The organism is Streptomyces daghestanicus (genome assembly GCF_020521275.1).
Lineage (GTDB): Bacteria > Actinomycetota > Actinomycetes > Streptomycetales > Streptomycetaceae > Streptomyces > Streptomyces griseoviridis.
In genome coordinates this window covers 1,167,014-1,185,935 of record NZ_BNDX01000008.1, presented here as the reverse complement: position 1 = coordinate 1,185,935, position 18,922 = coordinate 1,167,014, and the positions used below count along the sequence as shown (strand labels likewise).

Sequence of the window (18,922 nt, the reverse complement as noted above, 5' to 3'; positions counted from 1 at the left end):
TGACATGGCACTGCTGCTCGCCGCCCTCATGGGCCTGGCCGTCTGGGGCGTCTTCGCCGGCGTCCGCATGTACCGCGCGGACGTCAAACTCCCCGGCGACCTCGCCCTCGCCCTGGAGATCGGCGCCACCCGCACCGGCGCCGTCGACTCCGTCGTCGACCGCCTGGGCATGCGGTACGCCCCCGCCGTCCTGCGGCTCATGGGGCCCTCCCTGGTCGCCAGGTACCGCCGCCGGATCGACCTCGCGGGCAACCCCGGCGGCCTGACCATCGACCGCTACGCCGCCCGCCGCGCGGTCTACGGCTTCCTCGGCGCCGTCGGCTTCCTGGTCTTCCTCCTCCGCGGCCAGTACCTGGTCGCCCTGCTCCTGCTGGCCTTCGGCGCGTTCTGGACCGAGGTCGGCATCTGGTCCGCGATCCGCGTCCGCAAGGACGTCATCGAGCGCACCCTGCCCGACTTCCTGGACGTCCTCGCGGTCGTCGTCAGCGCCGGCCTCGGCTTCCGCCAGGCCCTGGACCGGGTCGCGACCCGCTACGAGGGTCCCTGGGCCGACGAACTGCGCATCACACTGCGCCAGATGGACCTCGGCATGAGCCGCCGGCAGGCCTTCGCGGAGCTGCGGCGGCGCAACGACTCCGAGCAGGTCGCGATGTTCGTCACCGCCCTCCAGCAGGGCGAGGAACTGGGCGCCCCCATCGTCGACACCCTGGTCTCCCTCGCCAAGGACATGCGCCGCACCGACGCGCAGAACGCCCGCCGCAAGGCCGCCCGCGCGGTCCCCAAAGCCACCATGATGATCACCACCTTCATGGTCCCGGCCACGATGATCCTGCTCGGCGCCGGACTGATCCTCGGCTCCGGCACCGACTTCGGTTCGATCACCGGTGAGTAGGCGGGGCGGGTGACGTTCATGGAGACGACCGGCCGGCGCCGGGGCGGGGCGCTGTCGCGGCGGGCGCGCGGGCGGGAGGCGGGGGCGTCCGCCGGGTCCGCCGCCCCGGACGCCCCCGCCGAGGAGACGCCCCCCGCGCTCGGCCTCCAGGTGAACGCCCTCCAGGCGCTGTGCCGCCAGGTCTTCGGCTTCCGGCTGGCGATGATCGCCCTGGCCGCCCCCGCCGCGCTGCTGGGCGCCAGCCCCGGCACCGGCGCCCGGCTGGTCGGCGCGGCCGTCGTCGTCACCTTCATGGGGTCCTACGTCCTCTTCCGCGACTGGGAGCGCTTCGGCCCGCTCCTCCTGCGCCACCCCACCCTGCTGGCCGCGGACACCCTCTTCGGCGCCCTGCTCCTGGTCTCGGCCGGCCCGGACACCACCCTCGCCTACGTCGGCGTCTGCACCCCGCTGCTGGCCGGCCTGGTCTACGGCTGGCGCGGCGCCGCCGTCTTCGCCTCCCTCCAGGGCCTGATCCTGCTGCTGGCGCACGCCACGGACCGGGACTCCTCGCCCGGCGTCGCCCAGTCGCTGCTCCTGCCCGGCCTCTGCGTCGCCGCCGGCGCCGTCGGCTCCAGCCTGCGGGGCCTGATGCTCCGCTTCGGCTCCGCCACCGAGGCCCTGACGGCCGTACGGGCCCGGCTGGCCGTCACCGAGGCGGTCGCCGCCGAACGCGCCCGGCTCGCCCGCGATCTGCACGACTCCGTCGCCAAGACCCTGCACGGCGTCGCCCTGGCCGCCGACGGCCTCGCCGCGTCGGCCGCCGCCGACCGGGTCGACCCGGTCCTCGTCCGGCGCCAGGCGGAGCTGGTCGCCCGGTCCGCCCGCCGGGCCGCCGCCGAGTCCCGGGACCTCCTCGCCGACCTGCGCCGCGAGACCGACCCGGGCCACGGCACCGACGTGCTCGTCGAACTGGCCGCCCGCACCCGTGACTTCGCCGCCCGCACCGGCACACCCTGCGTCTACCGGCCCACCGGCGACCACGCCGTCCCCCCGGTGGCGCCCGCCGTGGCCCGGCAGCTCCTCACCATCGCCGCGGAGGCCATGGACAACGCCCACCGGCACGCCGCGCCGACCCGGATCGACGTCCGGGCCGGCGTCCACGACGGCCACCTCCGCATCACCGTCCGCGACGACGGCCCCGGCCTGCCCGGACCGGCCGACCTCGAACGGCTCCGGGCCGCGGGGCACTTCGGTCTCCTCGGCATGGCCGAGCGGGCCGCCTCGATCGGCGCCCGCCTGAGCGTCGGCGGCACCGGACGCGCGCCGGGCACCGAGGTCCGCCTCGACCTGCCGCTGGCCGCCCTGACCCCCCGACCGGCCCGACCGGTGCCCCCGGCCGAGGAGATGGCCTCATGACGCTCCACCCACCCGCCCCGCGCCCCCCCGCCGCCGTGCGGGTGCTGGTCGCCGACGACAACCCGGTCGTCCGGGCCGGCCTGACCGCCCTGCTCTCCGGCCGCGCCGACATCACGGTGGTCGCCGAGGCCGCCGACGGCCGCCAGGCCTGCGAGGCCGCCGACCGGCACCGGCCCGACGTCGTCCTCCTCGACGTCCGCATGCCCGGCGTCGACGGCCTGGCGGCGCTGCCGTACCTGGCGCGGATCGCCCCGGTGATGATGCTGACGTACAGCGGGGAGCCGGAGACGGTACGGGAGGCGCTGCGCCGGGGCGCGGAGGGCTATCTGGTCCACGGCGAGTTCACCGCCGACCAGCTGATCACCGCCGTACGGGACACCGGGGCGCGCCGCACGCACTTCTCGCCTACGGCGGCGGGAGCGGTCCTTCAGCAGCTCAGAAGTGCGAATGCATACGATGATGCCGGGCGTGCCGCACCGGATACAGCGCCGACGCGGGCGAGTTCACGCGGTTTCGCGGAAAACCTTTCGCTAATGCAACCAGATGTGGGACAGTCGTCCGGTAGCAGACCGGGGTTCCCTCTGAGCGCCAGGGAGGCGGAGATCATGGACCTCATCGCGTCCGGCATGACCAACCAGCAGATCGCCGGCGCCTGCTTCATCAGCGAGAAGACGGTCAAGAACCACATCAACCGCATCTTCGCCAAGCTGCACTGCGCCAGCCGCGCCGAGGCGACCGCCGCGTGGCTGGGCCGCCGGGGTGACGCGCGGTGAGCCCCCGCCTTTGGGCCCGGCTTTGGGCCCTGGGGCCCTCGGCGGGACGGCTCCTGCCCCCGTACGGTGCCGCCACCGGCACCGGTCACCGCGAAGGGGAACACCATGGGCAACTGGCTGCACACCACCGCCGCGTACCTCCGCACCCGCGCCACCCGCGACGACCGGGGCCAGACGGCGGTGGAGTACCTGGGCATCATCGCGGTGGTGGTGGCGATCGTGCTGGCGATCACGGGAACGGACATCGGGCAGACCATCTACAACGCCATCAGGGACAAGATCACCGAGGTCACCGGCGGCTGATGCCGCGTCGTGCCCATGGCGACGCGGGGCAGGCCTTCCCCATCTACCTCACGGTGGTAGGAGGCCTGCTTTTTCTTGCGCTCGCCTACCTCGCGGTCGGACAGGCGGCGGCCAACCGCAACGGCGCGCAGACCGCCGCCGACGCGGCAGCGCTGGCAGCGGCCCAGGACAGCCGGGACCAGCTCGCGGACCTCTGGACGGAGAACGTCCTGGACCCCGACACCTGGCGGGCCATCTTCGACGGCACCACCGCGGGGCTCGCGCCCTCGTGCCGTCGCGCGGAGGAACTGGCGGCGCGCAACGACGCGGACGTGCTGGCCTGCCGCCCGGACGGCCCCCTGGGCTTCACCGTGGAGGTCGAGACCGAGGACACCGTCGGCGAGTCCATCGTCCCCGGGACGGAGAGCATGAGGTCCCAGGCATCCGCGACAGCGGTGATCGAGCCGCGCTGCACCTTCGAACTCCCCGGCGCGGACGCGGGGGACGACGAGCTTCCGCCGCTCGACTGCGAGGGTGAGGACTGGGAGCTGGATCCCGAGGACCTTGAGGTACTGCCGGATCCCCGGGATCTCTTCGACGTCCATCTGGCCGACTGACAGCGAACGACGAGGGACGAAGGAAGCAAAGGCATGAGCGTGCGACTCGCCACAAGGGCCCGCAGAGGGATGGTCGCGCTGACCGTCGTGGCCGGCCTGGCCGTCGGGGTGGCCGGCTGCGGAGGAGGCGGTGACGACGACAAGCCCGGGGCCTCGTCCTCGTCCTCGTCCGCCGCCGGCTCCGAGCCGAGCACCCAGGAGAACAAGCCGGGTACCCCCCTGGCGGAGCTGAAGGGCCCGGACGGCCTGCTGCTCAGCCTCACCTCCGCGGAACGCGACGCGGGCGGCTTCGTCACCGTCAGCGGCGCCCTGAAGAACGACGGCGACGAGACCACCAATGTGCCGGCCCAGTTGAGCGGCAACGAGACGGAGATCATCCGGAACGGAAGCTCCCTCGGCGGTGCCGCCCTGGTCGACTCCAAGGGGAAGAAGCGGTACTACGTCCTGCGCGACACCGACGGACGGCCGCTGACGACGACCAACTTCCCGGCGCTGAAGCCCGGCGAGTCGGTCCCCGTCTTCATGCAGTTCCCCGCGCCGCCCGCGGACACCGGCGAGGTCACCTTCCAGCTGCCCATGTTCTCGGCCGACACCATCGCGATCTCCGGGTGAGGCAGCCCATGACACCCACACGCCTCACCGTGCTCCTCACCGCCTCCGTCCTCCTCCTCACCCCCGCCCTCCCCGCCCAGGCCGACGACGCCCCCAGCGTCCCGCCCGGCACCGAGGCGACCGCCTCCCCGCCGACCGAGGTGGACCCCAACGACCCGGATCTGAAGCTGCCCGAAGGGGCCACCCTCGCCCGGCCCAAGGTGCTGGACATCAAGTCGGTCGTCGAGGACCAGAGCGGGGACGAGCGGCGCGAGGACACCAACGTGGACGTGAAGTTCGCGCTCCAGGCCGAGGTGCTGTTCGGCAAGGACAGCGCGAGACTCGGCGGCGAGGCCACGTCCCGCATCGCCGGTATCGCCGAGGAGATCAAGGCGCAGAACGCCACCCGCATCCGCGTCTTCGGCTTCACCGACGACCTCGGCTCCGCCGCCCACGGAGACGTTCTCTCCAAGAAGCGCGCCAACGCCGTGCACGACGTCCTCTCCCAGGCGCTGAACGACGCCGGCATCACCTACGAGGTACGCGGCTACGGCGAGCAGTACCCGATCGCCGACAACTCCACCGAGGCCGGCCGCAAGAAGAACCGCCGGGTGGAGGTCTCCTTCCCGCGCTCCGGGAGCTGACCCGTGGCACGGCACCGGGCGCCCGGACCCGCCCTGGCGGCCCTCGCCCTCCTCGCCCTGGCCGGCTGCGGCGGCCCGGCCCCGGCGCCTCCCCGCACCTCGGCCCCGGCCACTCCCCGCACCTCGGCCCCGGCCACCCCCCGCACCTCGGCCCCGGCCACACCCCCGCCGCCGGCCACCGCCGACGCACGCGGCCTGCGCGCCTGCGCCGACGCCGACTGCGAGGTCACCGTCGCCGCCCCCGTGGACATCGCCTTCGCGGGGCCGGAGGGCCGGGCCGGGCTGACGGTGACCGAGGCCGGCCGGGCCGCCGTCGGCTACCGGCTGGTCTCGGGCGACGGCCATACCCGCGGCAGCGCCACCGGCCCCGGCTCGGCCTGCTGGGCCGTCCTCTCCGCCGGCGGCAGCAGCGGCGGCTGCGGCCCCGGCGCACCCGCCCCCACCGCCGCCCCCGGCACCGTCGCCCTGCACCTCGCCGCCACCGGGGACGGCACGGCGGTCGTCCGCATCAGCCGGGGATGATCTCCACCCGGGCACCCGCCCGCACCCCCCACCCGGCCATCGCCCCGGCCGCCGCCTCCAGGACGTGCCGGGACCGCAGCCGGGGCAGGCCCAGCCGCCCCGGCACCATCGTGGTCACCGCCAGGACGGTGCACCGCCGGTCCAGATAGGCCACGTCGATCGGCATCCGCATCCCGAAGGTGTGCACCGACCCGGCCGGTGACAGCAGCAACGCCCCGTCGACGGACGTCCGCCCCAGCAGCCCCCGGGTCCGCGCCCGGTAGGACACCGCGAACTCCAGCGGCACCCGCGCCTCCGCCTGCCCCTCCGCCCCCGGCACGAGCAGCGTGCCGTGCCCGTCCCGCCACCGCCGCCGCCCGGTCACCGCGCCCCCCGCCCGGCGTCCGCGCGGTACAGGTCTCGCAGCAGGGCGATCTCCGCCCCGAGGTGCGGCACCTCCCGGCCGGCCCGCCACACGACGTCGGGGAACGGCTCCTCCGGATCGCCGCCGTACGGATACCCGCGGTGCCCGACCCGGACGAGCGCCGCCGCGTCCCGCCCCCACGCCCCGGCGCCCGCGAGGAACCCCGCCCGCGCCCCCGGCCCGTCCGTCCGCCGCCGTACCGGCCAGCGGTCCGGGACCGGCTCCCCGACGCGCTCGGCGTCGGCCGGCCGTGCCCGGGCGGAGTCGGACTGGTCCAGCAGGGGGGCGGGACGGGCTGGGATCACTGCGGCCCTCCAGGGCGGGGGAGCGGGGGACGGTCCGGCTGCCGACCCGTCAGCGTGCCACGGCCGCCCGTCCGGACGCGCCCTTTTCCGCCCGCCCCCTCCGCCCCGGACCGAAATGCCGTTGTACGACGGCCCCGCACCCGGGTAGGAAGGGCACCATGACCACACTCGGCGCCGTGTTCCGGCCCCAACTCGCCCCGGAGCGGCTGCGCGCCGTGGCCCGGACCGCCGACGAGGCGGGCCTCGACGAACTGTGGCTGTGGGAGGACTGCTTCCGTGAGGGCGGCATCTCCACCGCGGCCGCCGCCCTCGCCTGGACCGAGCGGGTCCGGATCGGCGTCGGCCTGCTCCCCGTGCCCCTGCGCAACGTCGCCCTCACCGCCATGGAGACCGCCGGTCTGCACCGGATGTTCCCCGACCGCACCGTCCTCGCCGTGGGCCACGGCGTGCAGGACTGGATGGGCCAGGTCGGCGCGCGGGCCGGGTCCCCGCTGACGCTGCTGCGGGAGTACCTGACCGCCCTGCGGGCACTGCTGCGCGGCGAACGGGTCACCACCGAGGGCCGTTACGTCCGTCTCGACGACGTCGCCCTGGACTGGCCGCCGCACGGCACCGCCGAGGTGTTCGCCGGCGCCACCGGCCCGCGGACCCTGCGGCTGTCCGGCGAGGCCGCCGACGGCACGGTGCTCACCTGCGCCACCCCGCCCGACGGGGTCCGCGCGGCCCGCCGGCTCATCGACGAGGGCCGGTCGGCGGCGGGCCGGACCGGCCGGCACGAGGTCGTCGTCCACCTCCTCACCGCCACCGGCCCCGGCGCGGCCGACCGGCTGCGCGCCGAACTGGCCGCCGAGAAGCTGGACTCCGTACCGGGCCTGGGCGTCGCCGGTGACGCGGGCGCGGTCGCGGACGCCGTCGAACGCCTCGCCGCGGCCGGCGCCGGCACGGTGATCCTCCAGCCCACCGCCGACGAACCCGACCCCGAGGGCTTCGTCCGCTTCACCGCGGAGAAGGTCGGCCCCCTGATCGCCTGAAGCCCCGCCCGCCCGACCCAGTGAAAGACCGGCGTCCATGACCGTCCCCCCTGCCCACCGCGCCTTCGAGGACCTGGTCGCGGAGGCCGTCGCCGTCCCCACCGAGGGCTGGGACTTCTCCTGGTTCGAGGGCCGGGCCACCGAGGAACGGCCCTCCTGGCGCTACGCCCGGTCCCTGTCCGGCCGCCTGGCCGGCGCCGGCACCGCCCTCGACCTCCAGACCGGCGGTGGCGAGGTCCTGGACCACGCGCTCGGCGCGGCCCCCCGTACGCCCCGGCTCACCGTCGCCACCGAGGGCTGGCCGCCGAACACCGCCAGGGCCGCCGCCCTGCTGCGCCCGCGCGGCGTCGCCGTCGTCGCCGTACCGGAGGACGCGCCGCTGCCCTTCGCGGACGGCGCCTTCGACCTGGTCGTCAGCCGGCACCCCGTCAGGCCGCACTGGGCGGAGACCGCCCGGGTGCTGGCGCCCGGGGGCACCTACTTCGCCCAGCACGTGGGACCCGCCAGCGTCTTCGAACTGGTCGAGTACTTCCTGGGACCGCAACCGGAATCCGTCCGCCGCGCCCGGCACCCGGAGGACGAGCGGGCCGCCGCGGAGGCCGCCGGGCTGGAGGTCGTGGAACTGCGCGCACAGCGGCTGCGGATGGAGTTCCACGACATCGGAGCCGTCGTCCACTTCCTGCGCAAGGTCGTGTGGATGGTCCCGGGATTCACGGTCGAGGCGTACGAGCCCCGGCTGCGCGCCCTGCACCGGCGGATCGCGGACGAGGGTCCCTTCGTCGCCCACAGCACCCGGCACCTCTTCGACGCCCGCAAGCCCTCCACCGCGCCTTAGACACCCCATAGATCCCATTTGCTGGTATTTGCTCAGGTTGCTCCGTCCGGGGTCTCCGGGGCACCTCCGGGAGTTCCATGGGGTGTCCACATCGTTATCCCGCCCCGGCTCCCGCGACTCGATCGCACCCCGCCGGATCGCGTAAGTTCGGACCAATCCGATTCGCGTGAGCAAAGCCACGTGGGTGGCACCGCGCAGTGGAGGGGGCTGCGCGGTGCCGGGTCAAGTGCGCGTTCGCCGGTGGCGTCCCCCGGCCGGGGGAAGCGGGGGCACTTCACCGGAACGGAGCCCGAAGTGCGCCGGGCCCTGCGGATCACCTCTCCGGTCACCCGTTTCCCATGGGATCGTGCTGTGATCCGGCCATGATCCCCATGTGAATCGAGGCTCCGTGGGCCTGCGCGGCGTCGCCGGACGAATCCGGAGAGTAGTTGTTCCGCGCCGATGTGCCCACTTGCCCTCACGAAGGGTTATGGTGGAAACCCCCCCTCGGGCCGGTCCGTCTCCCCCCCACGGACCGGCCCGTTTTTTCTGTGTGGCCGGACCGGGCCGCTGCCCGCGCGGGCGCGGCGACCGCCCCCGCGGACCCACCCGCCACCGGGCGGAACGGGCGTAACGAACAGTTCATCAGCCCGCCGTCATATGCCGGGGCATGGCCGCGCTCCGGGAAGGGCATAAAGCAACCAGGCCGACGCCCGAACCACGGGTGTCGGATCTCAGCGGGCGGCACGGGGCCGTCCGCCCGGGAGGTCCTTTGCACCAGCCCGACCGTGCGGTCACGGCACGGCAGCAGTGGAGGGCCGGTCCCCGGCCCGTGCGGTGCGTGCATCGCGGCCGTCGACCGGTCCAGCCCCACTCCGTCGCTCCCCGACCTCTTCCGAGGGGGTACGTCCTTCCGTGGTGACCAGCGCAAAGCGCCCCAAGCCTGACCGGCGCACCTACGTTCTCGACACCAGCGTCCTGCTGGCCGATCCCAACGCCCTCAGCCGCTTCGACGAGCACGAGGTCGTGCTCCCCATCGTCGTGGTCACGGAGCTGGAGGCCAAGCGGAACCATCCCGAACTCGGCTACTTCGCCCGGCAGGCCCTGCGCCTGCTCGACGACTGCCGGGTCCGGCACGGCCGCCTGGACGCCCCCATCCCGACCGGAGAGCTGGGAGGGACCCTGCGGGTCGAGCTGAACCACTCGGACCCCAGCGTGCTGCCCAGCGGCTACCGGCTGGGGGACAACGACTCCCGCATCCTCGCGGTCGCCCGCAACCTGCAGGCCGAGGGGTTCGACGTCACCGTCGTGTCGAAGGACCTCCCGCTCAGGATCAAGGCGTCCTCCGTCGGCCTGCTCGCCGAGGAGTACCGGGCCGAACTGGCCATCACGGACTCCTCCGGCTGGACCGGCATGAGCGAACTGACCCTGCCCGGCGAGCAGGTGGACGTCCTCTTCGAGGAAGGGCACGTGCACGTGCCCGAGGCCGCCGGGCTGCCCGTGCACACCGGCCTGACGATCCAGTCGGAGCGCGGCAAGGCACTGGGCCGGGTCGCCGCCGACGGCACCGTCCGGCTGGTCCGCGGCGACCGGGAGGCGTTCGGCATCAAGGGCCGCAGCGCCGAGCAGCGCATCGCGCTCGACCTGCTGCTCGACCCCGACATCGGGATCGTGTCGATGGGCGGCCGGGCCGGCACCGGCAAGTCGGCGCTGGCGCTCTGCGCGGGCCTGGAAGCGGTGCTGGAGCGCCGGCAGCACCAGAAGGTGATGGTCTTCCGGCCGCTGTACGCGGTCGGCGGCCAGGAACTGGGCTATCTGCCCGGCACCGAGGCCGAGAAGATGAGCCCCTGGGCGCAGGCCGTCTTCGACACCCTCTCGGCGGTCACCAGCCGCGAGGTCATCGAGGAGGTGACCGCGCGCGGCATGCTGGAGGTGCTGCCGCTCACCCACATCCGCGGCCGGTCGCTGCACGACGCGTTCGTCATCGTCGACGAGGCCCAGTCCCTGGAGCGCAACGTCCTGCTGACGGTCCTCTCCCGGATCGGCGCCGACTCCCGGGTCGTCCTCACCCACGACGTGGCCCAGCGGGACAACCTCCGCGTCGGCCGCTACGACGGAGTCGTCGCCGTGGTCGAGAAGCTGAAGGGGCATCCGCTCTTCGCCCACGTCACGCTGACCCGCTCCGAGCGGTCCCAGATCGCGGCGCTGGTGACCGAAATGCTGGAGGACGGCCGCATCTGAGGAGACCGCCCCCGGGCGCCGTCCGGCGAAAAGGCCAAGAGCCTAGCCGGGCGGCGCCTTCGCGTGCGGGAGTTTCCGTCATCCGACGGCCCCAAACGGCATGTGAGCTTTCACACGCAACTCAAGATTGCCTCGCGCCGTCCGGGTACGGCAGAGTCTCCTTCCTGTCAGGCCCCGCATACGACACACCTGTACCCCCAGCGGTACGGACAACCAGAAGCACCAGTGCCAACTCCATAGACACGTCGTATGCCGCCCGAGCACCACGCGGCGCTCCCGCACCGGGAGTTGCCCACCGGGCCCGCGCCTCCCGTGACCCCGAAGTTGGGGAGGCCAGTGCCAGGGGCACGATCGCGTCCGCGAGGGTCACCGAAGCGGGCGATGCTGGAAGGAAACCGTGTGAGCCGGATCTCGGTCCGGGGATTCGCAGTGGCCTCGGCCACCGCGGTCACCGCCGTCGGAAGCGTCGTCGGAGTTGCCTCGGGCAGCACCGCGCAGAACAACGACGCCGAAGCGACGGCCGCTGGCACCACGCTCCTCGCGGACATCCCCGCGGGACAGCAGGCCGTGGTGCAGACCGCGTCCCTGACGCAGCAGGCCGACGCTCAGGCCATCGCCGCGGACGCGGGCGCCAAGAAGGAGGCCGAGGAAGCGGCGCGCAAGGCCGCCGCCCGGACCGCGGTCGCCAAGAAGAAGGAAGCCGACGAGGCGGCCAGGAAGAAGGCCGAGCGGGAGGCCGCCGAGCGCGAGGCGAAGGAAGCGGAGGCCAGCCGCAGCGCCACCCGCGACGCCGCCAGCTTCTCCGTCCAGAGCTCCTACAGCGTCGCCGAGATCCAGGCGATGGCACGCCAGATGGTGCCGAGCGCCCAGTTCCAGTGCTTCAGCAACATCGTGAACCACGAGTCGAGCTGGAACTACCAGGCGGTCAACGCCTCCTCGGGTGCCTACGGCCTCTTCCAGGCGCTGCCCGCCTCCAAGTACTCCTCGGCCGGCTCCGACTGGCAGACCAACCCGGCCACCCAGATCAAGTGGGGCCTGAGCTACATGGACGGGCGCTACGGCAGCCCGTGCGAGGCCTGGACCTTCTGGCAGGCCAACCACTGGTACTGAGCCCCCGCGCTCAACCCCGTACAGCCCCTCGCCCTCCTGCGGTGAGGGGCTTTCGCGTGCCCGCCCTGTACGGTCGACAGCGACGGCTCCAGGGGGAGTGCTGAGGAGAGACGGGGGAAGAGGGACATCCATGTCGCGAGTGCCAGGGTGGATCGGCCGGCTCGGCTCCGGGCTGACCCACATGAGCCGGACGCTGGAGCAGCGCCGTGCCGAGGCGGAGCGGGAGGAGGCCGCCGAGTCCGACCGGCCGCGGTCCTACGACCCGCTGCCGCCGCCACCGGACCACCCGCCCGCGGCGTACTCCCGGCCCGACCCCGCCCAGGCCGTGCCGTGGGGCGTCCGGGTCGCCGCCGAGGCGGGCTGGCGGCTGCTGGTGCTCGCCGGGACCGTGTGGGTGCTGATGAAGGTGATCAGCGCCGTCCAACTCGTCGTGCTGGCCTTCGTCATCGCGCTGCTGATCACCGCGCTGCTCCAGCCGACGGTGGCGCGGCTGCGGCGGCGCGGGGTGCCGCGCGGGGTGGCGACGGCGCTCACCGCGTTCGGCGGGTTCGTGGTGATGGGCCTGATCGGCTGGTTCGTCACCTGGCAGGTCATGGAGAACATCGACAACCTCTCCGACCAGGTCCAGGACGGCATCGACGAGCTGCGCCGCTGGCTGCTCGACAGCCCGTTCCACGTCACCGACAAGCAGATCAACGAGATCGCCAAGAACCTCCGGGAGGCGGTCGGCGCCAACACCGACCAGATCACCTCCGCGGGGCTGGAGGGCGTGACCGTCGTCGTCGAGACCCTCACCGGCATCCTGCTGGCCGTCTTCTCCACCCTGTTCCTGCTCTACGACGGCAAGCGGATCTGGGAGTGGACGCTGAAGCTGGTCCCGGCCGCCGCCCGCCCGGGCGTGGCCGGCGCCGGACCGCGGGCCTGGCGGACGCTGACCGCGTATGTGCGCGGCACGGTGATAGTGGCCTTCATCGACGCCGTCTTCATCGGCCTCGGCATCTACTTCCTCGATGTGCCGATGGCCGTGCCGCTGGCCGTGTTCATCTTCCTGTTCGCGTTCGTCCCGCTGGTCGGCGCCGTGGTGTCGGGGGCGCTCGCGGTCGTCGTCGCGCTGGTCACCCAGGGCGTGTTCACCGCCGTGATGACCCTCGTGGTGGTGCTGGCGGTGCAGCAGATCGAGGGGCACATCCTCCAGCCGTTCATCCTGGGCCGCGCGGTCCGCGTCCACCCGCTCGCGGTGGTCCTCGCGGTCGCCGCGGGCGGGCTGGTGGCCGGCATCGGCGGCGCGGTGGTCGCCGTACCGCTGGTCGCGGTGACCAACACGGTCGTCGGCTATCTGCGGGCGTACTCCCGCGAGTCCGCACTGCGCGGCACGCCGAAGCCGCACGGGGCGACGTCGACGGACGCGGCCCCCGCGGCGGAGCCGCCGCCCCCGCCCCCGCCGGACCAGGACCCGGCCTCCGCGTGACGGCACGACGACGGGCCCCGCCCACCGGAAGGTGGACGGGGCCCGTCGTCGCGCCGTGCGCGGGGTGCTACTCGGCGAGGACCGCCTCGGCGTCCAGCGTGACGCCCACGGCCTGGATCACGGCCGCGATCTTGAACGCCTCCTGGACGGTCTCCCGGTCCAGGCCGGCCTTGCGGAGCACCTGCTCGTGCGAGTCGAGGCACATGCCGCAGCCGTTGATCGCGGAGACCGCGAAGGACCACAGCTCGAAGTCGACCTTGTCGACGCCCGGGTTGCCGATGACGTTCATCCGCAGCCCGGCGCGCAGGGTGCCGTACTCGTGGTCCGACAGCAGGTGCCGGGTGCGGTAGAAGACGTTGTTCATCGCCATGACGGCGGCGGCCGACTTGGCGGCCGTGTACGCCTCCGGCGACAGGTTCGCCTTCGCCTCCGGCTCCAGCTCGCGCAGCACGATCGGGGAGCGCGAGGCGATGGCGGTCGCCAGCACGGTGCCCCACAGCTGCTGCGCCGGGAGGTCGGAGTTGCCGATGACCGAGCCCAGGTTGAGCTTCAGGTCCTTGGCGTAGTCCGGTATGGCGGACTTCAGGGAGTCGAGGGACATGTCAGCTCACTCCCCCGACAGCAGCGCGACCGGGTCCAGGGTCTCGTCGCCCTTGCTCCAGTTGCACGGGCAGAGCTCGTCGGTCTGCAGGGCGTCCAGGACCCGCAGGACCTCCTTGGGGTTACGGCCGACGGAGCCGGCGGTCACCATGGTGAACTGGATCTCGTTGTTCTGGTCCACGATGAAGACCGCGCGCTGCGCGAAGCCGTCCTCGCCCTCGATGCCGAGCGCGCGCATCAGCTCGTGCTTGGAGTCGGCCATCATCGGGAACGGCAGGTCGGTCAGGTCCGGGTGGTCCTTGCGCCAGGCGTGGTGCACGAACTCCGAGTCACCGGAGAACCCGAGGATCTGGGCGTCGCGGTCGGCGAACTCGTCGTTCAGCTTGCCGAAGGCCGCGATCTCGGTCGGGCACACGAAGGTGAAGTCCTTGGGCCAGGCGAACACGATCTTCCACTTGCCCTCGTAGGTCTTGTGGTTGATCGTCTCGAACTCCTTGCCCTTCTCCAGCGAGACGCAGGCGGTCAGTTCGAACTCGGGGAACTTGTCACCGACAGTGAGCACGCGCTCTCCTTGCAGCGAAGAAACGCCCATTTTGCAGACGTTTCCCATGGGTTGGACGGTTCTGATGGTGGCACAGGGTGCATTGATTACGGAAATAGCTACACTCGGTCGCGTCGATCGGAGGTAGTTATCAGTACGGCCGGTAATAAGCCCAGGCAACCCAGCCTCTCCCAGCTCCGCGCGTTCGCCGCGGTCGCCGAGCATCTGCACTTCCGCGATGCCGCCGCGGCGATCGGCATGAGCCAGCCCGCGCTGTCGGGCGCCGTCTCCGCCCTGGAGGAGTCACTCGGTGTCACCCTCGTCGAGCGTACGACGCGCAGAGTGCTGCTCACTCCGGAGGGGGAACGGCTCCTGGTCCGGGCCAAGGCGGTCCTCACCGAGATCGGCGCGCTGACCGAGGAGGCGGCGGCGCTGCGCGCCCCGTTCACCGGCGCCCTGCGCCTGGGCGTCATCCCGACCGTCGCGCCGTACGTGCTGCCGACCGTGCTGCGCCTGGTGCACGAGCGCCACCCGGAACTCGACCTCCAGGTGCACGAGGAGCAGACCGCGAGCCTGCTGGACGGGCTCACCTCCGGCCGCCTGGACCTGCTGCTGCTCGCCGTGCCGCTCGGTATGCCCGGCGTCACCGAACTCCCGCTCTTCGACGAGGACTTCGTGCTCGTCACGCCGCTCGGGCACCGCCTCGGCGGCCTGGAGGGCATCCCGCGCTCGGCGCTGCGCTCGCTCAACCTGCTGCTGCTCGACGAGGGCCACTGCCTGCGCGACCAGGCCCTGGACATCTGCCGGGAGGCCGGACGCGCGGACGTGCCGGCGACCACCACGGCCGCCGGCCTGTCCACACTGGTCCAGCTCGTCGCCGGCGGCCTCGGCGTCACCCTGCTGCCGCGCACCGCGGTACGGGTGGAGACCTCCCGGGCCGCCGGCCTGCTCACCGCCTACTTCGCCGAGCCCGCGCCCACCCGCCGGATCGCCCTGGCCATGCGCGCGGGCGCGGCCCGCGCCGCCGAGTACGAGCAACTGGCGGACTCCCTGCGGGAGGCGGTACGGGAACTTCCCGTGCGGGTGGCGCACCCGGGGCTCCGGACTACTCCGTCCTGAGCCCCTCCGGCCGTACCAGCTTCAGCAGCGGCGGCAGGCTGAGCAGCGTCACCACCAGGACGACCGCCGCGCCCACGCCCGTCATCGACAGCAGGCTCGGCCAGTCGACCCGGACCGGGGTGCCGGTCATCTTCAGCAGGACGGTGCCGAGGGTCAGGCCCACCACCGCGGAGAGCAGCAGGCCCACCGCGATGGGGACCGCCGTCTGCCACAGCACCGACAGGCCCAGGGTGCGGCGCCGGGTGCCGAAGGCGACCAGCGACGACAGCAGCTTGCGGCGCTCGCGGAGCTGCTCCAGCTGCGTCACCAGCAGGCTCGCCCCGATCAGTGCCAGCACACAGGCGGCGCCGACGAACAGGCCGGTGCGGATGGCCGTGAACTTCTCGCTCTGCTCGGTGGCCGACCAGACCATGACGTCGGCCAGGGGGTCGACGGCCGCGGCGGTGTTGCGCACCTGTTCCTGGTGGTCCGGCACCGACCGGTCGAGCTGGAGGTAGACCTCCGTGCGCAGACCCGCCAGCGCTTCGCCGTCGAGGGCCGCCGGGGTGAACAGGAACCCGGTCGTCGTGTTGGCGGTCAGGCCGACACGCTCACGGGCGTTCTTGACGCCCTCCGGCACGGTCCAGGCGACCCGGGCGCCCTCGTCGTCGCCGTAGGACGGGTCGAAGTACAGCACCCGTCCCGGCGTGGCCAGCGCCTTGATGTCCGACTCGTAGGAGGGATCGAGGACGGCGAAGACGTCACCGTCCGCGCAGGAGTCCAGCCGGACCACCTCGCGCAGCGCCGCGCAGTCCCCGACCGTCACCTGCTCGGAGCTCTCCGGGTCCGTGCGGCGGTCGCCGACCGAGCCCTCCGAGAAGGCGTAGACCTTCTCGACGCCCGCGGTGGACGCGAACCCGGCGGTGGCGGAGGCCGGCATCCCGTCCGACAGGGTCACCTGCATCTGGGCGCGGGAGACGTCCCGGCCGGTGTCCCGGGTGTAGTCGTCGTCCACCCCGGCGAACAGCATCTGCAGGGCGACCGCCCCGGCGACGGCCACCGCCACGCCGTTGACCATGCGGGCCGCGGTGCCGCTGTTCACCTGGATGCGCCGGACCGCGAGCTGCCAGGCGACCGGGCCGGCGCCCAGCCGGGCCACGAACCGCTCCACGATCCACGGCAGCAGCGCCGTCACGCCGATCAGCAGCAGGACGACACCGCCGACGACCAGGTACTGGTTGAAGTCACCGCCCTCGCGGCCCTGACCGATCATCGGGTAGAGCATCGCCAGTCCGGCCAGCGGCAGCAGCAGCCGCCACCACAGCCGGCGCCGCGCGGGCCGCGCCGTGCGCACCACGCCGAGCGGCTCGATGACCACCCCGCGCAGCGCGAACAGCGTGACCAGCACCGCGGCCGTGGGGACGGCCACCGCCACCAGCAGGGCCAGCAGCGGCGAGGGATCGAGATAACTCGGGAAGACGCTGACGTCGTACACCACGGCCTGCCCCGCGAGCTGCCGGCCCACGAGGAAGAACGCCGTACCGAAGAGCAGCCCGAGCACCGAACCCGCCAGCGCCTCGCCGGCGGCGATCCGCCGGGTCATCCGGCCGTCGGCGCCGACCAGCCGCAGCGCGGCCAGCCGCCGGTCGCGCCGCTCGCCACCGAACCGCACGGCCGTGGCGATGAACACCGCGACCGGCATCAGCAGCACCACGAACACCACGATGACCAGCAGCAGCAGGACGGGGTCGAGCCCCTCCGACGCGCTGTCGGAGGCGCCGAAGTGGTCGATCCGGGTGACGCGGTAGTCGCCGAGGTGCGCGGCGAGTCCCTCCGCGCCCCGGACGAAGGCGAACTCCCGCGAGCCGACGAGGCCCTCCTCGGCGATGGTGCCGGTGATCCGGTCCGGGAGCCGGTCGCGCAGCAGCTTCCCGGAGTCGGACTCCAGCAGCTCCCGCAGCGCGGGGGAGACGGCCATCTCGCCCACGGCGGGGACGGCGTCCAGGCCGGGCGGCACGGGAGCGCCGGGCCCCTCGGGCTCCATCCCGCGGCCCCGGATCTCCTGGCCGCGGTACTCCGTGTCGAGGTCCGCGACCAGCAGGGTGTCCTCGCCCTTCGGAGGCGCGGGGCTGTCCATCCAGGTGATGTCCGTGCGGTCGGCCTCGCGCTCGTGCCGCGCGTCGAGGGCGCTCGGGATCGCCGTCGTCAGCAGCAGCAGCGCCACCCCGAGGCCCACCCCGACGGCCGTCAGCAGCGCCCGGGTCCAGCCCTCGCGTCCGCCGGTCAGGGCGAACCGGACACCCATCGCCAGATCGCGCGCCCACTGCGCGACGCTCATACGACCCGCTCCATGTCCCGGGACTTCCCGTCCCGTACGACGATCTCCCGGTCGGAGTAGGCGGCCACCCGGGCCTCGTGCGTGACGAGGACGACGGCGGCGTTCGCCGACCGGGCGGCGTCGGTGAACAGCTCCATGACCCGTTCGCCGTTGAGGGAGTCCAGCGCGCCGGTCGGTTCGTCGGCGAAGAGCACCCGGGGGTCGGTGACCAGCGAGCGGGCCACGGCGACCCGCTGCCCCTGGCCGCCGGAGACCTCGCCCGGCCGCTTCTTCGCCAGGTCGTCGACCTCCAGCCGCTCCATCCAGCCGAGCGCGGCCCGCTCGGCCTCCTTGCGGGGGCGGCCGTTCAGCCGCAGCGGCAGGGCGACGTTCTCCACACAGGTCAGCTCGGGGACGAGCTGCCCGAACTGGAAGACGAAGCCGAACTCCGAGCGCCGCAGCGCGCTGCGCCGGGCGTCGTTCATCGCGGACAGCTCCTGGCCGTCGTACATGATCGTGCCGGAGTCGGGCGGGACGATCCCGGCGAGGCAGTGCAGCAGCGTCGACTTGCCGGAGCCGGAGGGGCCCATCACCGCGACGACCTCGCCGGGGTGGATGGAGAAGTCGGCGCCGTCCAGGGCGAGGGTCGGGCCGTACGCCTTGCGCAGGTTCTCGGCGGTGAGCAGGGAACCGGGGGGCGGGGCGGTCGTCACGGGGCCACCACCTGACGGAGCTTGTCGAGCCGGGCCGCGGTCAGTTCCAGCCAGCGCAGGTCGGCCTCCAGGTGGAACAGGGCGTGGTCGCAGATCAGCTGGTCGGCGAGGTCGCCGTCGCGCTTGCGCTCCGTCAGGGCGCGCATGTGCCGCAGGTGCTCGGAGCGCTGGCCGTCGAGGAGGTCGGCGGCGTCGCGGTGGGTGAGCAGGGCGAGGACGACCTTGGTGTACAGCGTGGACTGGAGGTACGGCTCCGGCGTCTCCGGCGTGGCGAGCCACCGCGCGACGTCGGTGACGCCGGCCTCGGTGATGGCGTACCGCTTGCGCTCGGGGCCGCCGCCGGCCTCGATGCCGTCGACCTCCACGAGGCCGTTCTTCAGGAGCCGGGACATGGTCGAGTAGACCTGGCCGTAGTGGAGCGGCCGGTCGTGACCGAACTTCTCGTCGAAGGTTCGCTTCAGGTCGTAACCGTGGCGGGGCCCGGACTCCAGGAGTCCGAGCAGCGTGTGACCGATGGACATGCCGCGCACTCTACACACGGTGTATACGCGGTGTGTATACGCGC

At 73.2% G+C, this 18,922-nt stretch carries 21 protein-coding genes; 14 read left to right on the top strand and 7 right to left on the bottom strand.

From position 1 onward, the window contains the following. The first annotated feature begins 4 nt into the window (after positions 1-4). From Sdagh_RS14705 to Sdagh_RS14670, 8 genes are all read left to right on the top strand, one after another. A complete protein-coding gene (locus tag Sdagh_RS14705; RefSeq protein ID WP_189415460.1) occupies positions 5-892 on the top strand; it encodes a DUF5936 domain-containing protein in 888 nt (295 codons plus the stop codon). Positions 893-910: 18 nt separating this feature from the next. Next, entirely contained in the window at positions 911-2,287 is a 1,377-nt protein-coding gene (locus tag Sdagh_RS14700) for a sensor histidine kinase (protein ID WP_190077522.1), read from the top strand. Further along, positions 2,284-3,060: a response regulator gene (locus Sdagh_RS14695; protein WP_190077521.1), complete on the top strand. Its 777-nt coding sequence runs from the start codon at positions 2,284-2,286 to the stop codon at positions 3,058-3,060. Before Sdagh_RS14700 ends, Sdagh_RS14695 begins: the two co-directional genes overlap by 4 nt. A gap of 105 nt (positions 3,061-3,165) precedes the next feature. Further along, on the top strand, positions 3,166-3,363 hold the full coding sequence (locus Sdagh_RS14690) for a Flp family type IVb pilin (RefSeq protein ID WP_189415455.1): 198 nt from the start codon (positions 3,166-3,168) through the stop codon (positions 3,361-3,363). After that, positions 3,363-3,959 (top strand): pilus assembly protein TadG-related protein, encoded by a 597-nt coding sequence (locus Sdagh_RS14685; RefSeq protein WP_189415453.1) that lies wholly within the window; start codon positions 3,363-3,365, stop codon positions 3,957-3,959. Before Sdagh_RS14690 ends, Sdagh_RS14685 begins: the two co-directional genes overlap by 1 nt. A gap of 33 nt (positions 3,960-3,992) precedes the next feature. Then, entirely contained in the window at positions 3,993-4,571 is a 579-nt protein-coding gene (locus Sdagh_RS14680) for a hypothetical protein (RefSeq protein ID WP_189415451.1), read from the top strand. Positions 4,572-4,579: 8 nt separating this feature from the next. Next, positions 4,580-5,194 carry an OmpA family protein gene (locus tag Sdagh_RS14675; protein WP_190077520.1) on the top strand — a complete coding sequence of 205 codons (615 nt, stop codon included), beginning with the start codon at positions 4,580-4,582 and terminating at the stop codon, positions 5,192-5,194. A 3-nt stretch (positions 5,195-5,197) separates the two neighbouring features. Further along, positions 5,198-5,716, top strand: a complete 519-nt coding sequence (locus tag Sdagh_RS14670) for a hypothetical protein (RefSeq protein WP_190077519.1) — start codon at positions 5,198-5,200, stop codon at positions 5,714-5,716. On the opposite strand, the gene Sdagh_RS14665 is transcribed toward Sdagh_RS14670, so the two are convergent. Continuing rightward, positions 5,703-6,080 carry a DUF192 domain-containing protein gene (locus Sdagh_RS14665; protein ID WP_190008575.1) on the bottom strand — a complete coding sequence of 126 codons (378 nt, stop codon included), beginning with the start codon at positions 6,078-6,080 and terminating at the stop codon, positions 5,703-5,705. The two genes, Sdagh_RS14670 and Sdagh_RS14665, sit on opposite strands and share 14 nt — an antisense overlap. Continuing rightward, positions 6,077-6,424 (bottom strand): hypothetical protein, encoded by a 348-nt coding sequence (locus tag Sdagh_RS14660; RefSeq protein WP_190077518.1) that lies wholly within the window; start codon positions 6,422-6,424, stop codon positions 6,077-6,079. Before Sdagh_RS14660 ends, Sdagh_RS14665 begins: the two co-directional genes overlap by 4 nt. A 158-nt stretch (positions 6,425-6,582) precedes the next feature. Between Sdagh_RS14660 and Sdagh_RS14655 the strand changes: the two genes are divergently transcribed. The 5 genes from Sdagh_RS14655 to Sdagh_RS14635 all read left to right on the top strand — a co-directional run bounded on the left by Sdagh_RS14655 (position 6,583) and on the right by Sdagh_RS14635 (position 13,088). Beyond that, a complete protein-coding gene (locus Sdagh_RS14655) occupies positions 6,583-7,455 on the top strand; it encodes an LLM class flavin-dependent oxidoreductase (protein WP_189415441.1) in 873 nt (290 codons plus the stop codon). A 37-nt stretch (positions 7,456-7,492) separates the two neighbouring features. Further along, the gene (locus tag Sdagh_RS14650) at positions 7,493-8,290 is read left to right on the top strand and encodes a methyltransferase domain-containing protein (protein WP_190077517.1); all 798 of its coding nucleotides are present in this window, start codon (positions 7,493-7,495) and stop codon (positions 8,288-8,290) included. Between the two features lie 894 nt (positions 8,291-9,184). After that, on the top strand, positions 9,185-10,510 hold the full coding sequence (gene phoH2 / locus Sdagh_RS14645) for an RNA 5'-3' helicase PhoH2 (RefSeq protein ID WP_189415436.1): 1,326 nt from the start codon (positions 9,185-9,187) through the stop codon (positions 10,508-10,510). 399 nt (positions 10,511-10,909) lie between these two features. Continuing rightward, entirely contained in the window at positions 10,910-11,620 is a 711-nt protein-coding gene (locus Sdagh_RS14640) for an aggregation-promoting factor C-terminal-like domain-containing protein (protein WP_190008581.1), read from the top strand. Positions 11,621-11,750: 130 nt separating this feature from the next. Next, positions 11,751-13,088 (top strand): AI-2E family transporter, encoded by a 1,338-nt coding sequence (locus tag Sdagh_RS14635; protein ID WP_190077516.1) that lies wholly within the window; start codon positions 11,751-11,753, stop codon positions 13,086-13,088. A 67-nt stretch (positions 13,089-13,155) separates the two neighbouring features. On the opposite strand, the gene Sdagh_RS14630 is transcribed toward Sdagh_RS14635, so the two are convergent. Together Sdagh_RS14630 and Sdagh_RS14625 are read right to left on the bottom strand one after the other, a co-directional pair. Next, a complete protein-coding gene (locus Sdagh_RS14630) occupies positions 13,156-13,689 on the bottom strand; it encodes an alkyl hydroperoxide reductase (RefSeq protein ID WP_189415430.1) in 534 nt (177 codons plus the stop codon). Positions 13,690-13,695: 6 nt separating this feature from the next. Then, positions 13,696-14,250, bottom strand: coding sequence for a peroxiredoxin (locus Sdagh_RS14625; RefSeq protein WP_189415427.1), 555 nt, complete (start codon positions 14,248-14,250; stop codon positions 13,696-13,698). A 129-nt stretch (positions 14,251-14,379) separates the two neighbouring features. Here Sdagh_RS14625 and Sdagh_RS14620 point away from each other — a divergent pair, with 129 nt between their 5' ends. After that, complete coding sequence (locus Sdagh_RS14620; protein ID WP_189415547.1) at positions 14,380-15,348, top strand: LysR substrate-binding domain-containing protein; 969 nt, start codon at positions 14,380-14,382, stop codon at positions 15,346-15,348. On the opposite strand, the gene Sdagh_RS14615 is transcribed toward Sdagh_RS14620, so the two are convergent. Genes Sdagh_RS14615 through Sdagh_RS14605 form a run of 3 tightly spaced genes read right to left on the bottom strand, consistent with a single transcriptional unit; the run spans position 15,335 to position 18,878 of the window. Further along, positions 15,335-17,665 (bottom strand): ABC transporter permease, encoded by a 2,331-nt coding sequence (locus Sdagh_RS14615; protein WP_189415425.1) that lies wholly within the window; start codon positions 17,663-17,665, stop codon positions 15,335-15,337. The two genes, Sdagh_RS14620 and Sdagh_RS14615, sit on opposite strands and share 14 nt — an antisense overlap. Further along, positions 17,662-18,357 (bottom strand): ABC transporter ATP-binding protein, encoded by a 696-nt coding sequence (locus Sdagh_RS14610; RefSeq protein ID WP_189415423.1) that lies wholly within the window; start codon positions 18,355-18,357, stop codon positions 17,662-17,664. The genes Sdagh_RS14615 and Sdagh_RS14610 overlap by 4 nt, the downstream gene beginning before the upstream one ends. Next, the gene (locus Sdagh_RS14605) at positions 18,354-18,878 is read right to left on the bottom strand and encodes a PadR family transcriptional regulator (protein ID WP_189415421.1); all 525 of its coding nucleotides are present in this window, start codon (positions 18,876-18,878) and stop codon (positions 18,354-18,356) included. Before Sdagh_RS14605 ends, Sdagh_RS14610 begins: the two co-directional genes overlap by 4 nt. Positions 18,879-18,922 lie beyond the last annotated feature (44 nt).

What these genes read in the sequence shown, in the direction of transcription:
- Sdagh_RS14635 (WP_190077516.1), top strand. Translation starts at nt 11,751, where the DNA reads ATGTCGCGAGTGCCAGGGTGGATCGGCCGGCTCGGCTCCGGGCTGACC.
- Sdagh_RS14705 (WP_189415460.1), top strand. Translation starts at nt 5, where the DNA reads ATGGCACTGCTGCTCGCCGCCCTCATGGGCCTGGCCGTCTGGGGCGTC.
- Sdagh_RS14615 (WP_189415425.1), bottom strand. Translation starts at nt 17,665, where the DNA reads ATGAGCGTCGCGCAGTGGGCGCGCGATCTGGCGATGGGTGTCCGGTTC.
- Sdagh_RS14695 (WP_190077521.1), top strand. Translation starts at nt 2,284, where the DNA reads ATGACGCTCCACCCACCCGCCCCGCGCCCCCCCGCCGCCGTGCGGGTG.
- Sdagh_RS14630 (WP_189415430.1), bottom strand. Translation starts at nt 13,689, where the DNA reads ATGTCCCTCGACTCCCTGAAGTCCGCCATACCGGACTACGCCAAGGAC.
- Sdagh_RS14655 (WP_189415441.1), top strand. Translation starts at nt 6,583, where the DNA reads ATGACCACACTCGGCGCCGTGTTCCGGCCCCAACTCGCCCCGGAGCGG.
- Sdagh_RS14690 (WP_189415455.1), top strand. Translation starts at nt 3,166, where the DNA reads ATGGGCAACTGGCTGCACACCACCGCCGCGTACCTCCGCACCCGCGCC.
- Sdagh_RS14680 (WP_189415451.1), top strand. Translation starts at nt 3,993, where the DNA reads ATGAGCGTGCGACTCGCCACAAGGGCCCGCAGAGGGATGGTCGCGCTG.
- Sdagh_RS14605 (WP_189415421.1), bottom strand. Translation starts at nt 18,878, where the DNA reads ATGTCCATCGGTCACACGCTGCTCGGACTCCTGGAGTCCGGGCCCCGC.
- Sdagh_RS14700 (WP_190077522.1), top strand. Translation starts at nt 911, where the DNA reads ATGGAGACGACCGGCCGGCGCCGGGGCGGGGCGCTGTCGCGGCGGGCG.
- Sdagh_RS14650 (WP_190077517.1), top strand. Translation starts at nt 7,493, where the DNA reads ATGACCGTCCCCCCTGCCCACCGCGCCTTCGAGGACCTGGTCGCGGAG.
- Sdagh_RS14675 (WP_190077520.1), top strand. Translation starts at nt 4,580, where the DNA reads ATGACACCCACACGCCTCACCGTGCTCCTCACCGCCTCCGTCCTCCTC.
- Sdagh_RS14685 (WP_189415453.1), top strand. Translation starts at nt 3,363, where the DNA reads ATGCCGCGTCGTGCCCATGGCGACGCGGGGCAGGCCTTCCCCATCTAC.